Source organism: Pseudomonas sp. 910_21 (genome assembly GCF_052850735.1).
Genome location: NZ_VXCY01000003.1, coordinates 161,309 through 180,838, shown reverse-complemented (window position 1 = coordinate 180,838; position 19,530 = coordinate 161,309). Strand labels below are relative to the sequence as shown.

The 19,530-nt window shown below is 62.4% G+C and carries 16 protein-coding genes; 4 read left to right on the top strand and 12 right to left on the bottom strand.

Annotated features, from left to right (window positions below; all coding sequences use genetic code 11):
* Positions 1–42: 42 nt before the first annotated feature.
* From FW796_RS10780 to betI, 5 genes are all read right to left on the bottom strand, one after another.
* Entirely contained in the window at positions 43–1,380 is a 1,338-nt protein-coding gene (locus tag FW796_RS10780) for a TldD/PmbA family protein (RefSeq protein ID WP_446439353.1), read from the bottom strand.
* Positions 1,380–2,822, bottom strand: a complete 1,443-nt coding sequence (locus FW796_RS10775) for a TldD/PmbA family protein (protein ID WP_404937831.1) — start codon at positions 2,820–2,822, stop codon at positions 1,380–1,382. Before FW796_RS10775 ends, FW796_RS10780 begins: the two co-directional genes overlap by 1 nt.
* A 215-nt stretch (positions 2,823–3,037) precedes the next feature.
* Complete coding sequence (betA, locus tag FW796_RS10770; protein WP_346633186.1) at positions 3,038–4,741, bottom strand: choline dehydrogenase; 1,704 nt, start codon at positions 4,739–4,741, stop codon at positions 3,038–3,040.
* A 136-nt stretch (positions 4,742–4,877) separates the two neighbouring features.
* On the bottom strand, positions 4,878–6,350 hold the full coding sequence (gene betB / locus FW796_RS10765) for a betaine-aldehyde dehydrogenase (protein WP_446439352.1): 1,473 nt from the start codon (positions 6,348–6,350) through the stop codon (positions 4,878–4,880).
* A 108-nt stretch (positions 6,351–6,458) separates the two neighbouring features.
* Positions 6,459–7,052, bottom strand: coding sequence for a transcriptional regulator BetI (gene betI, locus FW796_RS10760; RefSeq protein ID WP_123726597.1), 594 nt, complete (start codon positions 7,050–7,052; stop codon positions 6,459–6,461).
* A 486-nt stretch (positions 7,053–7,538) separates the two neighbouring features.
* Here betI and FW796_RS10755 point away from each other — a divergent pair, with 486 nt between their 5' ends.
* A complete protein-coding gene (locus tag FW796_RS10755; RefSeq protein ID WP_346633429.1) occupies positions 7,539–9,491 on the top strand; it encodes a BCCT family transporter in 1,953 nt (650 codons plus the stop codon).
* Between the two features lie 188 nt (positions 9,492–9,679).
* Here FW796_RS10755 and choV read toward each other — a convergent pair whose 3' ends face one another.
* The 3 genes from choV to FW796_RS10740 form a co-directional block, all read right to left on the bottom strand.
* Positions 9,680–10,858, bottom strand: coding sequence for a choline ABC transporter ATP-binding protein (choV, locus tag FW796_RS10750; protein WP_346633185.1), 1,179 nt, complete (start codon positions 10,856–10,858; stop codon positions 9,680–9,682).
* Positions 10,855–11,700, bottom strand: a complete 846-nt coding sequence (choW, locus tag FW796_RS10745; protein ID WP_060841472.1) for a choline ABC transporter permease subunit — start codon at positions 11,698–11,700, stop codon at positions 10,855–10,857. The genes choV and choW overlap by 4 nt, the downstream gene beginning before the upstream one ends.
* 70 nt (positions 11,701–11,770) lie before the next feature.
* The gene (locus tag FW796_RS10740) at positions 11,771–12,727 is read right to left on the bottom strand and encodes a choline ABC transporter substrate-binding protein (RefSeq protein WP_346633184.1); all 957 of its coding nucleotides are present in this window, start codon (positions 12,725–12,727) and stop codon (positions 11,771–11,773) included.
* A gap of 427 nt (positions 12,728–13,154) precedes the next feature.
* Here FW796_RS10740 and FW796_RS10735 point away from each other — a divergent pair, with 427 nt between their 5' ends.
* Both FW796_RS10735 and gbdR read left to right on the top strand, forming a co-directional pair.
* Positions 13,155–14,531 carry an L-serine ammonia-lyase gene (locus FW796_RS10735; RefSeq protein WP_404937829.1) on the top strand — a complete coding sequence of 459 codons (1,377 nt, stop codon included), beginning with the start codon at positions 13,155–13,157 and terminating at the stop codon, positions 14,529–14,531.
* Positions 14,532–14,978: 447 nt separating this feature from the next.
* Entirely contained in the window at positions 14,979–16,082 is a 1,104-nt protein-coding gene (gbdR, locus tag FW796_RS10730; RefSeq protein WP_011063935.1) for a choline metabolism transcriptional regulator GbdR, read from the top strand.
* Here the strand turns inward: gbdR and aac(6') are convergent, their stop codons facing one another.
* Both aac(6') and FW796_RS10720 read right to left on the bottom strand, forming a co-directional pair.
* A complete protein-coding gene (aac(6'), locus tag FW796_RS10725; RefSeq protein WP_346633182.1) occupies positions 16,083–16,529 on the bottom strand; it encodes an aminoglycoside 6'-N-acetyltransferase in 447 nt (148 codons plus the stop codon).
* Between the two features lie 65 nt (positions 16,530–16,594).
* Positions 16,595–16,858 carry a hypothetical protein gene (locus tag FW796_RS10720; protein ID WP_025131152.1) on the bottom strand — a complete coding sequence of 88 codons (264 nt, stop codon included), beginning with the start codon at positions 16,856–16,858 and terminating at the stop codon, positions 16,595–16,597.
* 311 nt (positions 16,859–17,169) lie between these two features.
* On the opposite strand from FW796_RS10720, the gene FW796_RS10715 reads away from it, so the two are divergent.
* On the top strand, positions 17,170–17,598 hold the full coding sequence (locus FW796_RS10715) for a DUF4952 domain-containing protein (RefSeq protein ID WP_346633181.1): 429 nt from the start codon (positions 17,170–17,172) through the stop codon (positions 17,596–17,598).
* 238 nt (positions 17,599–17,836) lie between these two features.
* Here the strand turns inward: FW796_RS10715 and FW796_RS10710 are convergent, their stop codons facing one another.
* Together FW796_RS10710 and FW796_RS10705 are read right to left on the bottom strand one after the other, a co-directional pair.
* Positions 17,837–18,997, bottom strand: a complete 1,161-nt coding sequence (locus FW796_RS10710; RefSeq protein ID WP_446439351.1) for a gamma-butyrobetaine dioxygenase — start codon at positions 18,995–18,997, stop codon at positions 17,837–17,839.
* Between the two features lie 25 nt (positions 18,998–19,022).
* Positions 19,023–19,499, bottom strand: coding sequence for a thioesterase family protein (locus tag FW796_RS10705; RefSeq protein ID WP_446439350.1), 477 nt, complete (start codon positions 19,497–19,499; stop codon positions 19,023–19,025).
* Between the last annotated feature and the right edge of the window lie 31 nt (positions 19,500–19,530).

Sequence of the window (19,530 nt, the reverse complement as noted above, 5' to 3'; positions counted from 1 at the left end):
CGTTCGCTGGCAAGTCAGCTCCTACAGCGTTGCGGGCAGTTCCTATAGGGTCAGGGTCAGGCGGCTGACCAGTGCTCCTGGCAAATGCATCGAGGCGGTCTGGCGCTGGCCATAGGTGCTGGCCGAAAGCAGCAGTTCCCGTTGCTCGGTCAGGGCCTCCAATTGCGAACCCAGCAGGCTGTAGACGCTGTCGTCGAAACGCATGGTGCTCACCGGGGCCTGGATCTCGCCGTTCTCCACCCAGAAGGTGGCGAAGCGGGTCATGCCGGTCAGGCGCGCCGCCGGCAGGTCCGAGTAGTTCAGGTACCACAGGTTGCTGATGTACAGGCCGGTGCCCAGTTGCTTGAGGATTTCCTGCTGGGACAGCTGGCCCGCCGCCATGTTCAGTGCGCTGGGGTATTCGCCGCTGCCGGCGCCATTGCTGCTCAGGTCGTACTCGGCGGCGCTGCGGGAGTTGATCAACTGGGCATTGGCACTGCCCGCGGCAATCAGCGACAGGTCGCTGCGCGGGTAGCCCTCATCGGAAAACGCCGGGCTCAGGGAGCCGCTGACCTGTTCGTCCAGGGACACCAGGGAACTCAGGGTGGCATCGCCCGCGTAGAGTTTCTGCAGAGGGCTGTGTTTGCTGGCAATGGACTGGGCCGAGAACCCGCCCCAGGCCAGCATGCCCATGATCTCCTCCAGGGCCGCCGGCGCCAGGTAGGCGCGGTACTGCCCCGGCGCCAGGGTGCGCAGCGGTCGACCGAGGAACTCCAGTTGCTGGCGGGCCTGGTCGAAGCGCTGGGCGAAGGCTTCGTCGTCCCAGGCGTGTCCCGCGTAGCTGGCCTTCACCGCTTCGCCGTTTTCGTGGAACAGGCTGAAGTCGAAGTTGAAGCTGTTGGCCTGATGCCAGCCGAACGCTCCGCCGGAGCTGGCAAAACCTCGGCTGATGGGGCCGGCGGCATAGATGCCCACCAGATCCAGGCCGGCCCCGGCGCGGCCGATTTGTGCCACCACCTGCTCGCTGCTGGGCAGCGGATGGTCCTGCACGTGATGGGATTGCCATTGGGCATGATTGAGCATCAGGTACGGGTCCGCCGGCAGCAGCGGCAGGGTTTCCCGCAGCTGTTGCAGGGCTTCGACCAGGCGCTGACGGTCGACCTCGGGGTCGTTGCTCAAGGTGATGCTCAAGTCGGCGTGGCGTCCGTCGTCGATCAGCTTGAAATGCAGGCTGGCCTGCTGCACCTGCCCGGCCTGACGCACTTTGGCGTGGTTGAAGCGGATGAACTCCGAAGACTCCGCAGCGTAGCTCAGGGTGAACTGTTCCGATTCCCTGATCGCGTCCTGCAGCCACTGCGCCCATGCCTTGAACTGCTCGGCCTGATTCATCGTCCTGCTCATCAGGCATCTCCTCCAAATACGTCAATCTTGCTGAACACGCAGGCCGGCGAAGCGTGGCCGACGCGGATCACCTGGTTGGGCTCGCCCTTGCCGCAGTTGGGCGTGCCCAGGACCTGGAAGGTGCTGCGGTCGCCGACGGCGCTGAGGTTGCGCCAGAACTGTGCGGAAATACCCCGGTAGTTGGGGTTCTTGACCACGCCCTTGAGCTCGCCGTTTTCGATCAGCTGGCCCCATTCGCAGCCGAACTGGAACTTGTTGCGGGCGTCGTCGATGGACCATGAGCGGTTGGTGGACATCAGGATGCCGTGTTCGATCTGGCCGATCAGGCGTTCCAGTGGCTGGTCGCCGGGCTCGACGTTGAGGTTGGCCATGCGGTCGATGGGCGCGCGGTTCCAGCTGCTGGCGCGGCTGTTGGCAACGCCGTCGAGGCCGCTGCGGTACTGCGACAGGGCGCTGCCCAGGGGGCGCACCAGCAGTCCCTCGCGGATCAGGAACTGCTTGCTGGCGGCGCTGCCATCGTCGTCATGTCCGTAGCTGGCCAGCTCCTCGGGAATCTCCGGGTCGAAGGTCACGTTGAGCAGGGACGAGCCGTATTGCAGGCGGCCGAAGTCTTCCTGTTTGACGAAGCTGGTGCCGGCGTAGTTGCGCTCGTCGCCGAGGATGCGGTCCAGCTCCAGGGGATGGCCGATCGACTCGTGGATCTGCAGCATCATTTGGTCCGGCATCAGCAGCAGGTCCCGCTGGCCCTGCGGGGTGTTCGGCGCCAGCAGCAGTTGCAACGCCTGGTCGGCCACCCGTGGCGCCGCTCCCAGCAGGCCGCAACGGCTGATCACATCGCCAGCGCCCTGCTGGCCGAAATTCTCCCGGCCCAGGCTGCGGGTCTGACTGTCGCTACCGTCGTAGGCGGTGACATCCAGGCCCGGGTAGACGAAACGCTGAGCCTGGCGCAGCTCGGCGCCGGCACTGTTGAGGTAGATCTGCTCGACCTGGGTCACGCCGATGCCCACTTGCCAGTTCACCAGGCGCTCGTCCTTGGGCACCGAAGCCGATTCATCGCCCAGCAGCTGGTAGCAGTCGCTGAGGGACGGGAAGGGCTGGTCCAGGTTGGGCGAAAGGTAGTCCGCACGGTGGCTGGATACCGGTTGCTCGCGCAGGTCCAGCAGGGCGTGGGCGGCAATCACCCGAGCCTGTTGTTCGGCACGGTCGAGGGCGGCTTGCAGGCCGCCTTGCGAGAGGTCGTTGGTGGCGGCGTAGGCTTCCACACCGCGCACCCGTACGGTCAGCATCGCCCCTTCGTCACGGCCCAGGCTCGGTGGTTCGGCAATGTTCTTGCGCACTGACAGGTACTGGTCCGACTCGCGCACGTAGCGCAGGGAAAAGAATTCGGCGCCCGTGCGCAAGGCAGCAAAGCGCTGCTTGAGCTGGGGGTGAAAGTCGAACATGGAGGACCTCCTTGTGAGGCGCGATAGCGGGCCGGCGCGTTTCGCCAGCAAGCTGGCTCCTACAGGTTATAGGTGCTGATGGGCTCGGGGACGAAAGGGGATGTGCAAGTTGCAGAACTGTAGCCGCTGCCGAAGGCTGCGATCAAGGATGGAGTTCTGGGGGATACGGGGAACAGAGAAAGGGCGCCGACCGTTGCGGTCGGCGCCCGTGCTGCTTACTGCGCGGTTGGAGTGATATCGCGCATTGGCTTGCCACGCACCGGGGCGTCGCCCGCGACGTAGTAGTCGGCCTTGCTGCGAGGCAGCGGCTGACGGCCACGGATCTTGTCTGCGATTTTCTCGGCCATCATGATGGTCGGCGCGTTGAGGTTGCCGGTGGTGATGATCGGCATGATCGAGGCATCCACCACGCGGAGGCCTTGCATGCCGTGCACGCGACCCTGGCCATCCACTACTGCCATGTCGTCGGTGCCCATCTTGCACGAGCAGGATGGGTGGAAGGCGGTCTCGGCGTGCTCGCGGACAAACTTGTCCAATTGCTCGTCGGTCTGCACCTCGATGCCCGGGCTGATTTCGCGACCGCGGAAGGGGTCCAGGGCCGGCTGTTGCATGATTTCACGGGTCAGGCGGATGCCGTCGCGGAATTCCTGCCAGTCCTGATCGGTGGCCATGTAGTTGAAGAGGATGCTCGGGTGCTGGCGTGGGTCCTTGGACTTGAGCTGCACGCGACCACGGCTCGGCGAGCGCATGGAGCCCATATGAGCCTGGAAGCCATGCTCTTTCACACCGTTGCTGCCGTTGTAGTTAATCGCTACCGGCAGGAAGTGGTACTGGATGTTCGGCCATTCGAACTCTTCACGCGTACGGATGAAACCGCCGGCTTCGAACTGGTTGCTGGCGCCGATGCCGGTGCCGTTGAACAGCCACTCGGCACCGATGGCCGGCTGGTTCCACCACAGCAGCGATGGGTACAGGGACACGGGCTGGGTGCAGGCGTACTGCAGGTACAGCTCCAGGTGGTCCTGCAGGTTTTCACCAACGCCCGGCAGGTCGTGGACCACCGGGATGTCCAGGCTTTCCAGGAGGGCGCGGGGGCCGACGCCGGAGCGTTGCAGCAGTTGCGGCGAGGCGATGGCGCCGGAGCTGACGATGACTTCCTTGCGGGCGCGGGCTTCCACGCGCTCTTCGGTGCTGCCTTGCAGGTAACTCACGCCGATGGCGCGCTTGCCGTCAAACAGGATCTTGTCGGTCAGGGCGTGAGTGACGATGGTCAGGGTCGAGCGCTTTTTAGCGGTGTCCAGATAACCGCGCGCGGTGCTGGCGCGACGACCTTTAGGGGTGACGGTACGGTCCATCGGACCGAAGCCTTCCTGCTGGTAGCCGTTCAAGTCTTCGGTACGCGGGTAACCGGCTTGCACGCCGGCTTCGACCATGGCGTGGAACAGCGGGTTGTTGCCGGCTTTGGGCGTGGTCACGCTGACCGGGCCTTCGCCGCCGTGGTAGTCGTTGGGGCCGATGTCACGGGTCTCCGCCTTGCGGAAATACGGCAGGCAGTCCAGGTAGGTCCAGTCTTCCAGGCCTGGCAGCTTGGCCCAGCCGTCGTAGTCCATGGCGTTGCCGCGGATGTAGCACATGCCGTTGATCAGCGACGAGCCGCCCAGGCCCTTGCCGCGACCGCACTCCATGCGACGACCGTTCATGTGTGGCTCTGGATCGGTCTCGTAGGCCCAGTTGTAGCGACGGCCTTGCAGTGGAAAGGCCAGTGCCGCCGGCATCTGGGTACGGAAGTCGAAACGATAGTCCGGGCCGCCGGCTTCCAGCAGCAGGACGGTGACGCCTTCGTCTTCAGTCAGACGGGTCGCCAGGGTGTTACCGGCTGAGCCGGCACCGATGATGATGTAATCGAATTCTTGGGCCATTGGAGCCTCCGTGGAGAGCTGCAAGCCTCAAGCTTCAAGCTGCAAGAGAAGGCAGCGAAGCGGGCTTGGCATTGAATGAGGAGCAGGCGGCAAGCCAGGCTGTTGCCTTGGCTTGCCGCTTGTAGCTGGCTGCTGCTTAGAACACCGAGGCGTAGTCGCCCAGCTCGACCTGTACCGATTTGATGCGAGTGAAGTTGTTCAGCGAGCTGATGCCGTTCTCACGGCCAACACCCGATTGCTTGTAGCCGCCAACCGGCATCTTGGCGTCGGATTCGCCCCAGGCGTTGATCCAGCAGATACCGGCTTCGAGCTGGTGAATCACGCGGTGAGCGCGGTTCAGATCCTTGGTGACCAGGCCGGCAGCCAGACCGAAGTCGGTGTCGTTGGCGCGGCGGATCACTTCTTCTTCGGTCTCGTAAGTCAGGATCGCCATCACTGGGCCGAAGATTTCTTCACGGACGATGGTCATGTCGTCGGTGCAGTCGGTGAACACGGTCGGGGCAACGAAAGCACCCTTGGCGAATTCGCCGTCGGTCAGGCGCTCACCGCCGCACAGTACGCGGGCACCTTCTGCTTTGCCCTTGGCGATGTAGCCCAGCACGCTTTCCATGTGCGGGAAGCTCACCAGCGGACCGAAGTTGGTGTTTTCGTCTTCCGGGTTGCCGATGCGGATGCGCGCAACACGCTCGGCGATCTTGGCTTCGAAAGCGGCTTTCAGGTGGCTCGGTACGAACACGCGAGTACCGTTGGTGCAGACCTGACCGGAGCTGTAGAAGTTGGCCATCATCGCGGTGTCGGCGGCGCGATCCAGGTCGGCGTCGTCGAAGATGATCAGCGGCGACTTGCCACCCAGTTCCATGGTCACGTCTTTGAGCGAAGAGCTAGAAGCGCTGGCCATGACCTTCTTGCCGGTGTCGGTGCCGCCGGTGAAGGAGACTTTCTCGATGCGCGGGTGCTCGGTCAGCCAGGTGCCGACTTCACGGCCGCTGCCGGTCAGGACGTTGAACACGCCGTCCGGCAGGCCGGCTTCGGTGTAGATCTCGGCCAGTTTCAGGGTGGTCAGCGAGGTGACTTCGCTCGGCTTGAAGATCATCGCGTTACCGGCTGCCAGGGCTGGTGCGGATTTCCACAGGGCGATCTGGATCGGGTAGTTCCAGGCGCCGATGCCGGCGACCACGCCCAGGGGCTCGCGACGGGTGTAGACGAAGGAAGTGGTGCGCAGCGGAATCTGCTCGCCTTCGATGGCCGGTACCAGGCCAGCGTAGTATTCCAGCACGTCGGCGCCGGTGACGATGTCGACATACTTGGTTTCGGAGAACGCCTTGCCGGTGTCCAGGGTTTCCAGAGCGGCCAGTTCGTCATTGCGCTCGCGGAGGATTTCCACAGCGCGACGCAGGATGCGCGAACGCTCCATGGCGGTCATGGCGGCCCAGATCTTCTGGCCTTTTTCGGCGCTGACCACGGCGCGTTCCACGTCTTCCTTGGTCGCACGTTGCACTTGTGCGAGAACTTCACCGTTGGCCGGGTTGATGGCATCGAAAGTGGCATCGCTGCCGGCATCGGTGTAGCCGCCGTCGATGTAGAGTTTTTGCAGTTCGAAACGGGCCATAGTGTCCTCGCAAGTGCATTAAGTAGTGGGCTTGACCACCGGGCGTGTCCTGAAGTTCAGGGCACGTTGATCAGTGGCGGGTCAGGGGCCGAGCGTCTCTTTTGTGCTCTAGCGCTCCTGCTTAGCCAGTTGTAGATCCATGTATTCGTAAGCGATCCGTATCGCCTGGTCGGTGTCGAATTCATCACCCGACAAGGCACCACGCAGCCACAAACCGTCGATCAAAGCCGCCAGGCCGCGTGCTGCCTTGCGCGCATGGTAGAGCGGCAGGGCACGGCGGAACTGGCAACACAGGTTGGAATACAAGCGGTGGTCGTTGATCCGCTGCAACCTGTGCAAATCGGGCTGGTGCATGCTGGAAGCCCAGAAGGCCAACCAGGTTTTCATTGCCGGGCCGTTCACCTGGCTGGCATCGAAGTTGCCCTCGATGATCACTTTCAGGTGAGCGCGCGGGCTGTCGTCCGTCAGGGCCTGGCGGCGTGCTCTGACGCCTTCGTTGAGCATGCTCATGATGTAACCCATCGTCGCTGCGATCAGGCCGTTCTTGTCCCGAAAGTAGTGACTGATGATGCCGTTTGAAACACCGGCCAAACGGGCGATCAGCGCAATGCTGGCGTCCCCCATTCCGACCTGATCGACCGCCTGTAGCGTGGCTTCGATCAATTGCTGGCGGCGTATGGGTTGCATACCGACCTTGGGCATCTGATACCTCTCCTTAGGCCTGTCGACAGGCGTATTACGCCGGTCGACTTGTGGGCCAGTCTATTTTGTTTTGATTGAACGTTCAATCAACAAAGAATAAGATCTGCGACAAATCGTCGCTGCCTGAGGAGTTTCTCCTACTCGCAGATGGCGGAAAAACGACCTCCGAAAATGCCCGAAACTTACATGCGGCATGGCGTGGACCGGCAAGAGAACAAACGTGTTGAAGGGGCAGGACGCTCCGGGATTCAGGCGATGAACTGCAGGTTCATCACCGGCCCCGGATGCGGTTGCGCAACGCGGCTTTTGCGGTTTCGGGTGTTTTCGGGGTGTCTTTATATCACCCGACGATCGGCTGCCAACTAACCGATTGATCGGGTGCCGTGTTGCCTTGTGTCCTTCTCTCGCACTGCCCGGAGCATCTGCGCAATGAGTTCTGCCTCTCTTATAAAGACCCCACCGGAGAAGGTGCGGGTCAACGGTTGGGTGTTCTACACCTCCACCGCGTTGATCCTGTTGTTGACCGCGATTCTGATCATCGCCCCGCAAGAGGCCGGCCGACTGCTGGGCATTGCCCAGGCCTGGTTGTCTCGCAGCTTCGGCTGGTACTACATGGTGGTGATCGCCGCCTACCTGGTGTTCGTGGTGGGCCTGGCGTTCTCCTCCTACGGCAAGCTCAAGCTGGGGACCAAGCAAGACACCCCGGACTTCAGCTACGGTGCCTGGGCCGGGATGCTGTTCTCTTCCGGTATCGGTATCTCGCTTTTGTACTTCGGTGCTTCCGAGCCCCTGGATCACTACTTCAACCCGCCTGAAGGCGTACCCGGCAGCAACCTGGCCGCACGCCAGGCGCTGCAGCTGACCTTCCTGCACTGGGGTCTGCATGGCTGGGCGATCTATGCCCTGGTGGGCCTGGCGGTGGCGTACTTCGCCTATCGCCATAACCAGCCGCTGGCCCTGCGCTCGGCGTTGTATCCGCTGGTGGGCGAGCGCTGGGTCAAGGGTGCGGCCGGCCATGCGGTGGACGGTTTCGGCATGTTCGTGACCCTGCTGGGCCTGGTGACCAACCTCGGGATTGGTTCGATGCAGGTGTCTTCCGGCCTGGAAAACCTGTTCGGCATGGAGCACAGCAACACCAACCTGCTGATCGTGATCATCGTCATGAGCACGGTAGCCACCATCGCCGCGGTGTCCGGTGTGGAAAACGGCATCCGCCGCCTGTCCAACCTGAACATCGTGCTGTTCAGCGGCCTGTTGATTTTCGTCCTGCTGTTCGGCCCGACCCTGCACCTGCTCAACGGCTTCGTGCAGAACATCGGCGACTACCTCAACGGTGTGGTGCTCAAGACCTTCGATCTCTACGTGTATGAAGGCGACAGTGCCAAGTCCGATCGCTGGCTGGGCCTGTGGACCCTGTTCTACTGGGCCTGGTGGATTTCCTGGGCGCCATTCGTGGGCATGTTCATTGCGCGTATTTCCCGTGGTCGCACCGTGCGTGAACTGGTGGCCGGCGTGCTGCTGATTCCCCTGGGCTTCACCCTGGCCTGGCTGTCGATCTTCGGCAACTCGGCCCTGGACCTGGTGGTCAACCAGGGCGCGGTGGAGCTGGGCAAGACGGCGCTGGAACAGCCGTCCATGGCGATCTACCAGCTGCTTGAGCACTACCCGGCCTCGAAGATTGTCATCGGTGTATCGATCTTCGTCGGTTTCGTGCTGTTCCTGACCCCTGCCGACTCCGGCGCGGTGATGATGGCCAACCTGTCGTGCAAGGGCGGCAACGTCGACGAAGACGCCCCGCACTGGTTGCGGATCTTCTGGTCGGCGGTGATCACCCTGGTGACTATCGGCCTGTTGTTCGCCGGCAACTTCGAAGCCATGCAGACCATGGTGGTGCTGGCCGGCCTGCCGTTCTCGGTGGTGCTGATCTTCTTCATGTTCGGCTTGCACAAGGCCATGCGCCAGGACGTGCAGATCGAGCAGGAGCAGGCGCAACTGGCTGAGCGCGGTCGTCGTGGTTTCAGCGAGCGCCTGACCCAGCTGGACCTGCAACCGACCCAATCGGTGGTGCAGCGCTACATGGACAAGCACGTCAGTCCGGCCCTGCAGGAAGCGGCGGTGCAACTGCGCAACCTGAGCCTGGAAGTGCAGACCAACCTGGGCAAGTCGAAGAACCTGCTGGGCCTGCGCGTGGAAATGGATGAAGGCAATCCCTTCGTCTATGAAGTGAGCCTGGACGGCTACCTGGCGACGCCGAGCGAATCGACTCAGCCGGAAGGGGCGGACAGTGAAGTGCGCAGTCGTTTCTACCGCGCCGAGGTGTACCTGCACAACGGCAGCCAGGAATACGACTTGATGGGCTTTACCCAGGAGCAGATCACCCGTGATGTGCTCGATCAGTTCGAAAGCCATCGGCAGCTCCTTGGCCGTGTCTATAGCTGAGTGAAGTCAGGGGCCGCTCCCGAGGGGGCGGTTCCAGCCGCTGTAGGAAGCCGGCTTGCCGGCGAAGGCGTCCTCAAGGGCGCTGCAAGGCTTCAGGGCCTGTTCGCTGGCAAGCCAGCTCCTACAGAAGGTGGTGGGTGGTTAAAGCAAAACGCCGCGATTGCTCGCGGCGTTTTTGTGTCTGCGGCTTAACCCAGGTTCTTGCCGAGCAGGGCGTGGTAGAGCTCGCTGTCGCCGAGAATCCCCACCACCTGCTGGTTGTCGTGGAGCACCAGTTTGTTGCCGGTCTGGTAGCGGATCTGCAGGGCGTCGCGCATACCGATGTTGGAGTCCACCAGGGTCGGGCGCCGGCCCAGTTCTTCCACCGCTTGCCCCGGAACCCAGTTCTGCAGGTCCATCTGCGAGCCGTTGCGTCGGGCGCCCTTGATGGTGTTGCCCTCGGCCAGGTCGAGCCAGGAATCGCCGCCCGGGTCCAGGCACACCGAGCCGTTGACGCGTTTGCAGTTGTCCAGGCTGCGCATCAGGCTGCGACCGCAGAGCACGTTCAGCGGGTTGGTGTGGGCGACGAAGGTGCGCACATAGTCGTCCGCAGGATTGAGCACGATCTCTTCCGGCTTGCTGTACTGGATGATCCGCCCGTCTTTCATGATGGCGATGCGGCTACCCAGTTTCAGGGCTTCGTCCAGGTCGTGGCTGACGAAGACGATGGTCTTGCTCAGCTTGCGTTGCAGTTCCAGCAGTTCGTCCTGCAGGCCCTGACGGATCAGCGGGTCGAGGGCCGAGAAGGGTTCGTCCATCAGCAGGATATCGGCGTCCATGGCCAGGGCGCGGGCCAGGCCCACCCGCTGCTGCATGCCGCCGGACAGCTCGTCGGGCTTCTTGTTGCGCCACTGGGTCAGGCCCACCAGCTCAAGTTTCTCGTCCACCAGCTTGCGCCGCTCCTTCTCGGGGCGACCCTGCATCTCCAGGCCGAAGCTGATGTTTTCCCGCACCGTCAGCCAGGGCATCAGGGCGAATTTCTGGAACACCATGGCGATGCGCTGGGTGCGCATCATCTTCAGTTCGGCGGGGGTGCAGGAGGCAATGTCGATCTGCTTGCCTTCGTGTTCGACGAACAGCTTGCCGCGGCTCACGGTGTTGAGGCCATTGATGCAGCGCAACAGGCTGGATTTGCCGGAGCCGGAGAGGCCCATCAGCACGCAGATCTCGCCTTTCTGCACGTCCAGGCTGGCTTTTTCCACGCCCACGATCTGCCCGGTCTTCTTCAGGATTTCGTTGCGGGTCATGCCCTGGTCCAGCAGCTTGAGCGCCTCCCGTGGGTCCTTGGAGAAGATAACGTCGACGTTATCGAAGCGGATTATGCTCATGCGTCACCCCCTACTTTGGCTTCAGGTTGTTTGCAGATGCGGTCGAGCATGATCGCCAGCAGCACGATCGCCAGGCCAGCTTCGAAGCCCAGGGCAATGTCGGCGGTGTTGAGTGCGTTGACCACGGGTTTGCCCAGGCCGTCGGCGCCGACCAGGGCGGCGATCACCACCATCGACAGCGACAGCATGATGCATTGGGTAATACCGGCGGCGATGCTCGGCATGGCGTGGGGCAGCTCAATGCGCGACAACAACTGACGGCGCGAACAGCCAAAGGCCTTGCCTGCGTCCATCAACTCTTGTGGAACATCGCGAATGCCCAGGTAGGTCAGGCGGATCGGTGCGGCAATGGCGAACACCACCGTGGAGATCAGGCCGGGCACCACCCCGAGGCCGAACAGGGTCAGGGTCGGGATCAGGTAGACGAATGTGGGAACGGTCTGCATCAGGTCGAGGACCGGACGCATCATGGTGTAGAACAGCGGCTTGTGCGCGGCGACGATTCCCAGGGGCACGCCGATCAGCACGCAGACCAGGGTGGCGAACAGCACCTGGGCCAGGGTTTCCATGGTTTCCTGCCAGTACCCCAGATTGAGGATCAGCAGGAAGGACAGCACGACAAATACAGTCAGGCCCCATTTGCGCTGGATCAGGTGCGCCAGCAGGGCGATCAGGCCGATCAGGGCCAGGGGATTGAACCAGGTCAGCGCGAACGTCACGCCGTGGATCATGGTTTCCAGGGTGGTAGCGATCGCATCGAAGGTGCTGGCACCGTGTTTCGTCAACCACTCTACGAAAGCCGCGATGTACTGGCCCAGGGGGATTTTCTGATCAGTGAGCATGGTATTGAACGTCCGCATGCAAGGAAAAAACAGCCCGGGCAGGCGAACCCGCCCGGCGTAAGCGAGTTACTTAATTCGAAGCTTGTTCAAGCTTGGCTTTCACGGCTTCCAGGCCAGGTTTACCGTCAATGGTGGTGACGCCAGCGAGCCAGGTATCGAGCACCTGTGGATTCTTCTTCAGCCAGGCCTTGGCGGCCGCGTCAGGCTTCATCTTGTCGTCCAGAACGTTGCCCATCAGGGTGCTTTCCATGTTCAGGGTGAACGACAGGTTCTTCAGCAACTGGCCAACGTTGCTGCATTCGGTGGTATAGCCCTTGCGAGTGTTGGTGTAGATGGTGGCCTGGCCGAAGTTGGGACCGAAGAAGTCGTCGCCACCGGTCAGGTACTTCATCTTGAAGCGCGTGTTCATCGGGTGCGGTTCCCAGCCCAGGAACACCACCGCAGTGTCGCGACGCTGCGCGCGCTCGACCTGGGACAGCATGCCCGCCTCGCTGGACTCCACCACCTTGAACCCTGCGTCCTTGAGGCCAAAGGCGTTCTTGTCGATCATCGTCTGGATGGTGCGGTTGCCGTCGTTGCCTGGCTCGATGCCGTAGATCTTGCCGTCCAGCTCCTTCTTGAACTTGACGATGTCGGCGAAGTCTTTCAGGCCCTTGTCATACAGCGACTCGGGTACTGCCAGGGTGTACTTGGCGTTTTCCAAGTTGGCGCGCACGGTTTCCACGGTGCCGGCATCACGGTAGGGCTTGATGTCGTTTTCCATGGTGGGCATCCAGTTGCCGAGGAACACGTCCATGTTCTTGCCGTCGGCCAGGGACTTGTAGGTCACCGGCACGGAAATCATCGTGGTCTTGGTCTTGTAGCCCAGGGCGTTGAGCACGACGCTGGTGGTGGCGGTGGTCACGGTGATATCGGTCCAGCCGACATCGGAGAAGTTTACGGTGCTGCATTGCGCCGGTTCTGCGGCTTGTGCCAGAAGCGGCAGACTCAGCATGGCGGCCAACAACAACGACGGGGAACCTTTCATAGGGGAGACTCCTGGATGTTTTTTTGGCGGCGTATGGACCGCGCTTATAAGTGTGGCGGTTGGTGTGCCGGGGACAGCTCTACCACCGTGCCTTGCAATCGAGTCGAGACTGATCATGTACCAGTGAAAAACTGTCGCCTACAGGGTGCGTCGTATCCAGTACAGGGAGGGTCGCATCCAGTGTCGGTGAGGTCGCTTACAGTGTTTTTGGGCATTTTTTCCTGCATCTGAGCCGCAAAAAACGCCCAGAACCCGAGCCTCGCGCCAGGCGGCGTTGGTGGACATGAGTGAGTCGGTGTCAGACGTCGCGAGTCGCTGTAAAAGCCTGATGATGCGCCCTTCTCGGCGGATTGCAGCTTGAGCGTAGCAGCTCCGTCAGTGGGCGTTTTCAGCGCCTGGACTGTGCTCATCGAGGAGTTACGCAGTAATGGCTATCAGTGTTTTCGACTTGTTCAAGATCGGCATCGGGCCTTCCAGTTCCCACACCGTCGGGCCCATGCGCGCCGCGGCGTTATTCGTCCAGGTATTGAAGGAACGCCATCTGCTGGAGTCGGTGCGGCGGATCGAGGTGCAACTGTTCGGCTCGCTGTCAGCCACCGGCATTGGCCATGGCAGCGACAACGCCGTGATCATGGGCTTGATGGGAGAGTGGCCGGATGCAATCGATCCGTCGTTGATCGGCCCGCGCATCGAACAGCTCAGGGAAACTCAGACCCTGTTGCTGGACGGACGGCTGCCTGTGCCTTTCATCTGGTCCCGGGACATGCGCCTGCTGGACGAGAACCTGCCCTTTCACCCCAATGCCATGACCCTGGTGGCTGAAGGTGAAGGCGGGGAGTTGTTGCGCGATACCTACTATTCGGTGGGTGGCGGTTTTGTCGTCGACCAGGCCCAGGCCAGCAGCGGCGTGGCAGACCTGGACCGTAGCGAGCTGCCTTACGATTTCTCCAGTGCGGTGGAACTGCTCAGCCTGTGCCAGCAGCACAACCTGCGGGTCGCCGAACTGATGCTGGCCAACGAGAAGGTCTGGCGTTCGGAGGCAGAAATCCGCAGCGGGCTGATGGTGCTCTGGCGGGCCATGCAGGATTGTGTGGAGCAGGGGCTCAAGCACGAAGGCATCCTGCCCGGTGGGCTCAATGTGCGCCGTCGCGCGGCCAAGTTGCATCGCAGCCTGCAGGAGCTCAACAAACCCAATGTGATCGGCTCGACCTTGAGCGCCATGGAGTGGGTCAACCTGTTCGCCCTGGCGGTGAACGAGGAGAACGCCGCCGGTGGACGCATGGTCACCGCCCCCACCAATGGCGCAGCGGGGATCATTCCGGCGGTGCTGCACTACTTTATGAAGTTCAGCGAGGACGTGACCGACGCCAACGTGGTGGACTTCTTTCTGGGCGCGGCGGCCATCGGCATCCTGTGCAAGAAGAACGCCTCGATCTCCGGCGCCGAAGTCGGCTGCCAGGGCGAAGTCGGTTCGGCCTGTGCCATGGCTGCGGCGGGGTTGGCGGAGATTCTCGGGGCCACGCCCGAGCAGTTGTGCAACGCCGCGGAAATCGGCCTGGAGCATAACCTCGGCCTGACCTGCGATCCGGTGGGCGGTTTGGTGCAGGTGCCCTGCATCGAGCGCAACGCGATTGCCGCGGTGAAGGCGATCAATGCCGCGCAGATGGCCTTGCGCGGCGATGGCCAGCACTTCATCTCCCTGGATCGGGTGATTCGCACCATGCGTGATACCGGGGCGGACATGCATGACAAATATAAAGAGACCTCTCGCGGCGGGCTGGCGGTGAGTGCAGTGGAGTGTTGAGCCCGCATGCAGCGGTACGCCGGCGGCTGCACAGGGCTGGCGGCGCGCCCAAATTGCTCATCAGGGGAGGGGCGCGCCACCTTTTAGCGCGTCGTGAATAGACAAGTGGCCAACCGGGCTGATGGACCTCTGCGTCCGTCGGCCGGTTGTGCTTTGAGTGACACTCGCCAGTCCTGGCCCGACGCATCGGTCGCGCAAGTGCTACCTAACTGCTCACCGCTCTGGCGCCCGCCTTCTGCGCGGTGATTCCGGCGCTTCTTATCCGCACATTGACAAGGGCTATGTAGACACGTCGCGACGTCGTTTTCAGGAGTTATTGAATGCCCATTCAACTTTAGGCATGGCAATTGCTCTGTGAATTTCAAGCCCGCCTCTCTTGAGCAGCAGGGCACATAAAAAGAGCCTCCGCCTGAGGCCATCACCCGCTTTGTGTGAGGAGATACCGCGATGACGTCGTTCAACTCCGGGGCCCAACCCCAGAACCGTGCGCCTCAATCCATCGGCTTTCTGCTGCTGGACAATTTCACGCTGATTTCCCTGGCCTCCGCAGTCGAACCCCTGCGCATGGCCAATCAACTGTCCGGCCGCGAGCTGTATCGCTGGACCACCCTCAGCGTCGATGGCGGTCAGGTCTGGGCCAGTGATGGCCTGCAAATCACCCCCGACGCGGCCATGCACAAAGCCCCCAGCCTCGATACCGTGATCGTCTGCGGTGGCATCGGCATCCAGCGCACCGTGACCCGTGAACATGTGTCCTGGTTGCAAAGCCAGGCCCGCCAGTCGCGCCGCCTCGGCGCGGTGTGCACCGGCAGTTGGGCCCTGGCCTGCGCCGGCCTGCTGGACGGCTTCGATTGCAGCGTGCACTGGGAATGCCTGGCGTCGATGCAGGAAGCCTTCCCCCGGGTCGCCATGAGCACCCGCCTGTTCACCCTCGACCGAAACCGCTTCACCAGCTCCGGTGGCACCGCGCCGCTGGACATGATGCTGCACCTGATCAGCCGCGATCATGGCCGTGAGTTGTCGGCAGCGATCTCGGAGATGTTCGTCTACGAACGCATCCGTAATGAACAGGATCACCAGCGCGTGCCGCTCAAGCACATGCTCGGCACCAACCAGCCCAAGCTCCAGGAAATCGTAGCGCTGATGGAGGCCAACCTCGAAGAGCCGATCGATCTGGACGAACTGGCGGTTTACGTGGCCGTCTCCCGGCGACAATTGGAGCGGCTGTTCCAGAAGTACCTGCATTGTTCGCCGTCGCGCTACTACCTCAAGCTGCGCTTGATCCGTGCCCGGCAACTGCTCAAGCAGACGCCGATGTCGATCATCGAAGTGGCTTCAGTCTGTGGCTTCGTCTCTACGCCGCACTTCTCCAAGTGCTACCGCGAGTACTTTGGCATTCCGCCTCGTGACGAGCGCATCGGCTCCAACACCACCCAGCAGGTGGCAATGATGCCGCTGCCGCAAGCCATGGTCCTGGCGCCGCTGTCCGGCCCGCTGTCGGCCTTGAGCCAGGCGCGCAACGAGTCGACCTTCGCCAGCGTGCGTCTGTAGTCACAGACGCTTCTTGAAGTACACCACGCGTTCGGTTTCCTCGAAGCCCAGCGCGTGGTGCAGTGTCTGGCTGACCAGATTGTCCAGGCTGGTGTCAGATGCGATCTCCACGCACCCGGCCTGGCGTCCCCACTGGCTGACCTGTTCGATCAGTTGCTGGGCAACGCCCCGGCGACGGTGCTCGGGAGCCACATAGATCCCTTCGAGAAACACCACCGGCGAACTCTCGGTGCCGTTGACGTAGTCGTGGCGCAACGCCGCCTCGGCCAGGCCGATGGCTTCACCGTTCTCGGCAAAGGCCAGCCAGCAGCCATAGCGCTGGGGGGCGTTCAGCATCTGGCGGATTTCGGCCTGGTGCTCGTCGGGCGCACAGTCAGGCCACAGGCCCAGGCGCAATTGCAGCCAGCCGGGCGCGTCGGCGGATGAGCCGGGTTGTATCGCTATCATGAGTGCTTGCCTGTTTTCGCCAGAGGGACGCGCACTCTAGCAATCCGCTCAGGGCACAGGGAGACTCAGGCGCGTTTTTGCTGCAGGTACTCGGCCAGGGCCGGCAGCAACTGGCGATCGATGGCCTGGCGGACCGCGGGAAGAATGGTCGCATTGCCGGTAAGCATCTGCTCCACCATGCCCTTGAGCGCCTTGGCCCGCGCATCGCTCAAACCCCGCACCGCACACTCACAGGCCTGCTCGGCGCTGGCGCCTGCGGGCATCTCGAAACCCAGGGCCCGGAGTTGTCCCAGCAGGTCGTCCTGATCAATCAAATCCGCATGCATCATGACGCTCATCCTTATTCAGGTAACGTGGTCGTCAGTCGATTCTGGTAGGCCGTCCGGGTGACGGCAAGGGCAGATGGTCGCGATGGCCCGATTACCTATGAACAGGTCGTTTTCGGCTAACTCGATGGTCATGGCCGGTTGCAACAGCGCCTGGAAAAGGCGGTCGATCAAGTCTCGCGGCGCTTGCGTGTGATGGCCCGGGCTTGCATAAGGGTGGATATTGAGCCGTGCTGCCGCTCAAGCTCGCCAGCTGCAAGCGGTGGGGGTGGGCAGGATGGCCGTTGGGGCAAAAGAATAGGGAGCTGTAGTGGATGAAAGTGCTGTTCAACCTGGGTTTGGCCTGTTTGTTGTGGATGGTTTGCAGCGTGGCTGCGGCAGCCACCGCGTGTGGCGATTTTTTGCGGGCCATGAGCGATCCGCCGAAGTCCCTGGAGTTTTTCCAATGTGAGTCGCAGCCGCAGGATCAGGGCGCACCGCTGACCGCCAGGTATCGGGTCAAGGGTCAGGATGCCCATGAGGTAGAGCGTTATCTGCAACGGGAGTTGGGGTTGCAGGAGGGGCTTAGGTTTGTCTGCTGTGGCTGGGAAACGAAGGGGTTCATGTCCTATAGGGATAAAAGGACCGGGCGTAATTATCAGGTCGGCATGGGCTCGGAAGAGACGCCCTACAACCAGCGCCGGGATTGGCACAAGATCGGCTATTTCTACGTGACGGTGGTGTTCTATACCGAGGACATCTGAACGCTTGTAGTGGCCCTAATACCTATGAGCAGGTCGCTCTCGGCTAACTCGTGGGCAGGCAGAGTGGGCAGACTGAAACCAGCTGGCGTCGTGATGGTTTGGTCACCTTCTCACTGCAGCTCCTCAGAAGTAGTCCCTGCCTCGATCCTGTCACGGCTTGATCGGGGCTTTTTTTTGCCCGGGGAACGTTGCACCGCTGCCCGGCTCCTGTGCGGGAGCCGGGCAGCAGGTAGGGCGATCAGCGCTGTAGCACCAGGATTCTGGATAACAGCTCGTCGCGATCGATGTAGCAACCCTGGAAATGCCGGGCGCCGCTGGACGGGTCGAAGGCGTTGCGGGCATGCAGGGTACGACGGTTGTCGAAGCACCAGAGCTGGCCCGGGTCGAGGCGGCGGATTACCCGGAACCGCACCTCCCGGGTCATGGCGATAAATCGGCGGTAGGCGCGGTACAGCCGGGGCATCTGTTGCTCCGAGGTGTCGAAGGGCCCCCGCAGGAAGTTGGCCATGCGGATCTCCGCCACCCGGCCCAGGGCATCCAGGGCAATGATCGGCGCCAGGCAGCGGTAGTCGCTGTGGCGGTCCTTGTTGCGAAACTCCACGGGTGTTTCACACAAGGTCAGGAAGGCCTCGGGGTCTTCAAGGCGCAAGGCATCGGCGATGGCGAAGCCGTCGACGAAGATGCTTTCGCCGCCCACGGCGTCATTGACCAGGCAATGCAGGAACTGCAGCCCCGGTTGCAGTTCGCGGGTAGGCAGGTCGCTGTGCAGCGGCAGGTTGAAAGCGGTGTAGGCGTTGCTGTCGGCGTCGGCCTTGGATTGCACGTTGAACAGCACGCCGAAGTTGCTCTCGCGGATAAACGAGATACGTCGGGCGATCAGCGCCAGCGAACCCGGCTCGGTGGGGGCGCCCCGGACCTGGGTCAGGCCGGTGTCGCGCAGGGCCAGCAGCCATTGCAGCAGAGCCTCGGGATCGTCCATCAGGGCCTGATAGTCGAATACCGGCAACTGCAGGGTGCTGTCCCACAACCGGCTGTGCGCCGCATGGGCGCGGCGCTCCTTGCGGGATTGCTCGTCATAGGCGTGGGCCCGCAGCCAGCCGGGATCGAAGCGGCTGTGGTGGCCGTTCGACCAGTCGAGGCACAGGCAGCCCTGGCTATCGATGTGCGCCCCGTGGCAACCGAGGTCCTCGGCGACATCGACGATTTCCAGCACCTGTTCGCGGGTCACGCTATAGACGCATTCCGGGCAGGGGCAGTTGTCCCGCAGCCATTGATGATGAAAGGGGCTGAGGCGGCCATCGGCCCAGTGCACCTGGACCCGGTCCGGCAGGATCTGGACGCTGCTCAACGGGCTGATCAGCGGATAACGGCGATAGTCGGCAAGGGCGGCGATGTTCACGGCGATCTCCTGTTCGGGCTGGTTGTCATTTTTCCGTAGGCAGGCCAATCACCCGGCCGATGTAGGTGGGGCGCGGCAGGTCGGCCTGCTCGGCTGTCATGGCTTGCAGGCGCTGCAATACCGGCGCACTGAACGGCGCGGAACGGGGGCCGGCGAGGTCGACGTGGAGCAGCATCTGTTCGTTGCCGGCCAGTTCCTGGGGATCACCGACCTTGTGCAGGCTGTGATACAGGTGCAGGCGCTTGCGGTCGTGGCCGATGATCCGGGTATGGACTTCGACCTCGGTGTCGAGCTTTACCTCGTGCAGGTAGTTCAGGTGCAGTTCCAGGGTGAACAGCGAGTGGCCGCTGGCTTCGCGATTGTCGCTGTCGAGCCCCAGGCGATCCATCAGGGCATCGGTGGCATAGCTGAAGATCAGCAGATAGAAGGCATCGCGCAGATGGCCGTTGTAGTCGACCCAGTCGCGGATGATGCGGGTGCTGTAGGTGGTCAAGGCAGGCATAGGATCACCGGATGAATGTAGGAGCCGGCTT

What these genes read in the sequence shown, in the direction of transcription:
- FW796_RS10780 (WP_446439353.1), bottom strand. Translation starts at nt 1,380, where the DNA reads ATGAGCAGGACGATGAATCAGGCCGAGCAGTTCAAGGCATGGGCGCAG.
- FW796_RS10775 (WP_404937831.1), bottom strand. Translation starts at nt 2,822, where the DNA reads ATGTTCGACTTTCACCCCCAGCTCAAGCAGCGCTTTGCTGCCTTGCGC.
- betA (WP_346633186.1), bottom strand. Translation starts at nt 4,741, where the DNA reads ATGGCCCAAGAATTCGATTACATCATCATCGGTGCCGGCTCAGCCGGT.
- betB (WP_446439352.1), bottom strand. Translation starts at nt 6,350, where the DNA reads ATGGCCCGTTTCGAACTGCAAAAACTCTACATCGACGGCGGCTACACC.
- betI (WP_123726597.1), bottom strand. Translation starts at nt 7,052, where the DNA reads ATGCCCAAGGTCGGTATGCAACCCATACGCCGCCAGCAATTGATCGAA.
- choV (WP_346633185.1), bottom strand. Translation starts at nt 10,858, where the DNA reads ATGAGCATAATCCGCTTCGATAACGTCGACGTTATCTTCTCCAAGGAC.
- choW (WP_060841472.1), bottom strand. Translation starts at nt 11,700, where the DNA reads ATGCTCACTGATCAGAAAATCCCCCTGGGCCAGTACATCGCGGCTTTC.
- FW796_RS10740 (WP_346633184.1), bottom strand. Translation starts at nt 12,727, where the DNA reads ATGAAAGGTTCCCCGTCGTTGTTGTTGGCCGCCATGCTGAGTCTGCCG.
- FW796_RS10735 (WP_404937829.1), top strand. Translation starts at nt 13,155, where the DNA reads ATGGCTATCAGTGTTTTCGACTTGTTCAAGATCGGCATCGGGCCTTCC.
- gbdR (WP_011063935.1), top strand. Translation starts at nt 14,979, where the DNA reads ATGACGTCGTTCAACTCCGGGGCCCAACCCCAGAACCGTGCGCCTCAA.
- FW796_RS10720 (WP_025131152.1), bottom strand. Translation starts at nt 16,858, where the DNA reads ATGATGCATGCGGATTTGATTGATCAGGACGACCTGCTGGGACAACTC.
- FW796_RS10715 (WP_346633181.1), top strand. Translation starts at nt 17,170, where the DNA reads ATGAAAGTGCTGTTCAACCTGGGTTTGGCCTGTTTGTTGTGGATGGTT.
- FW796_RS10705 (WP_446439350.1), bottom strand. Translation starts at nt 19,499, where the DNA reads ATGCCTGCCTTGACCACCTACAGCACCCGCATCATCCGCGACTGGGTC.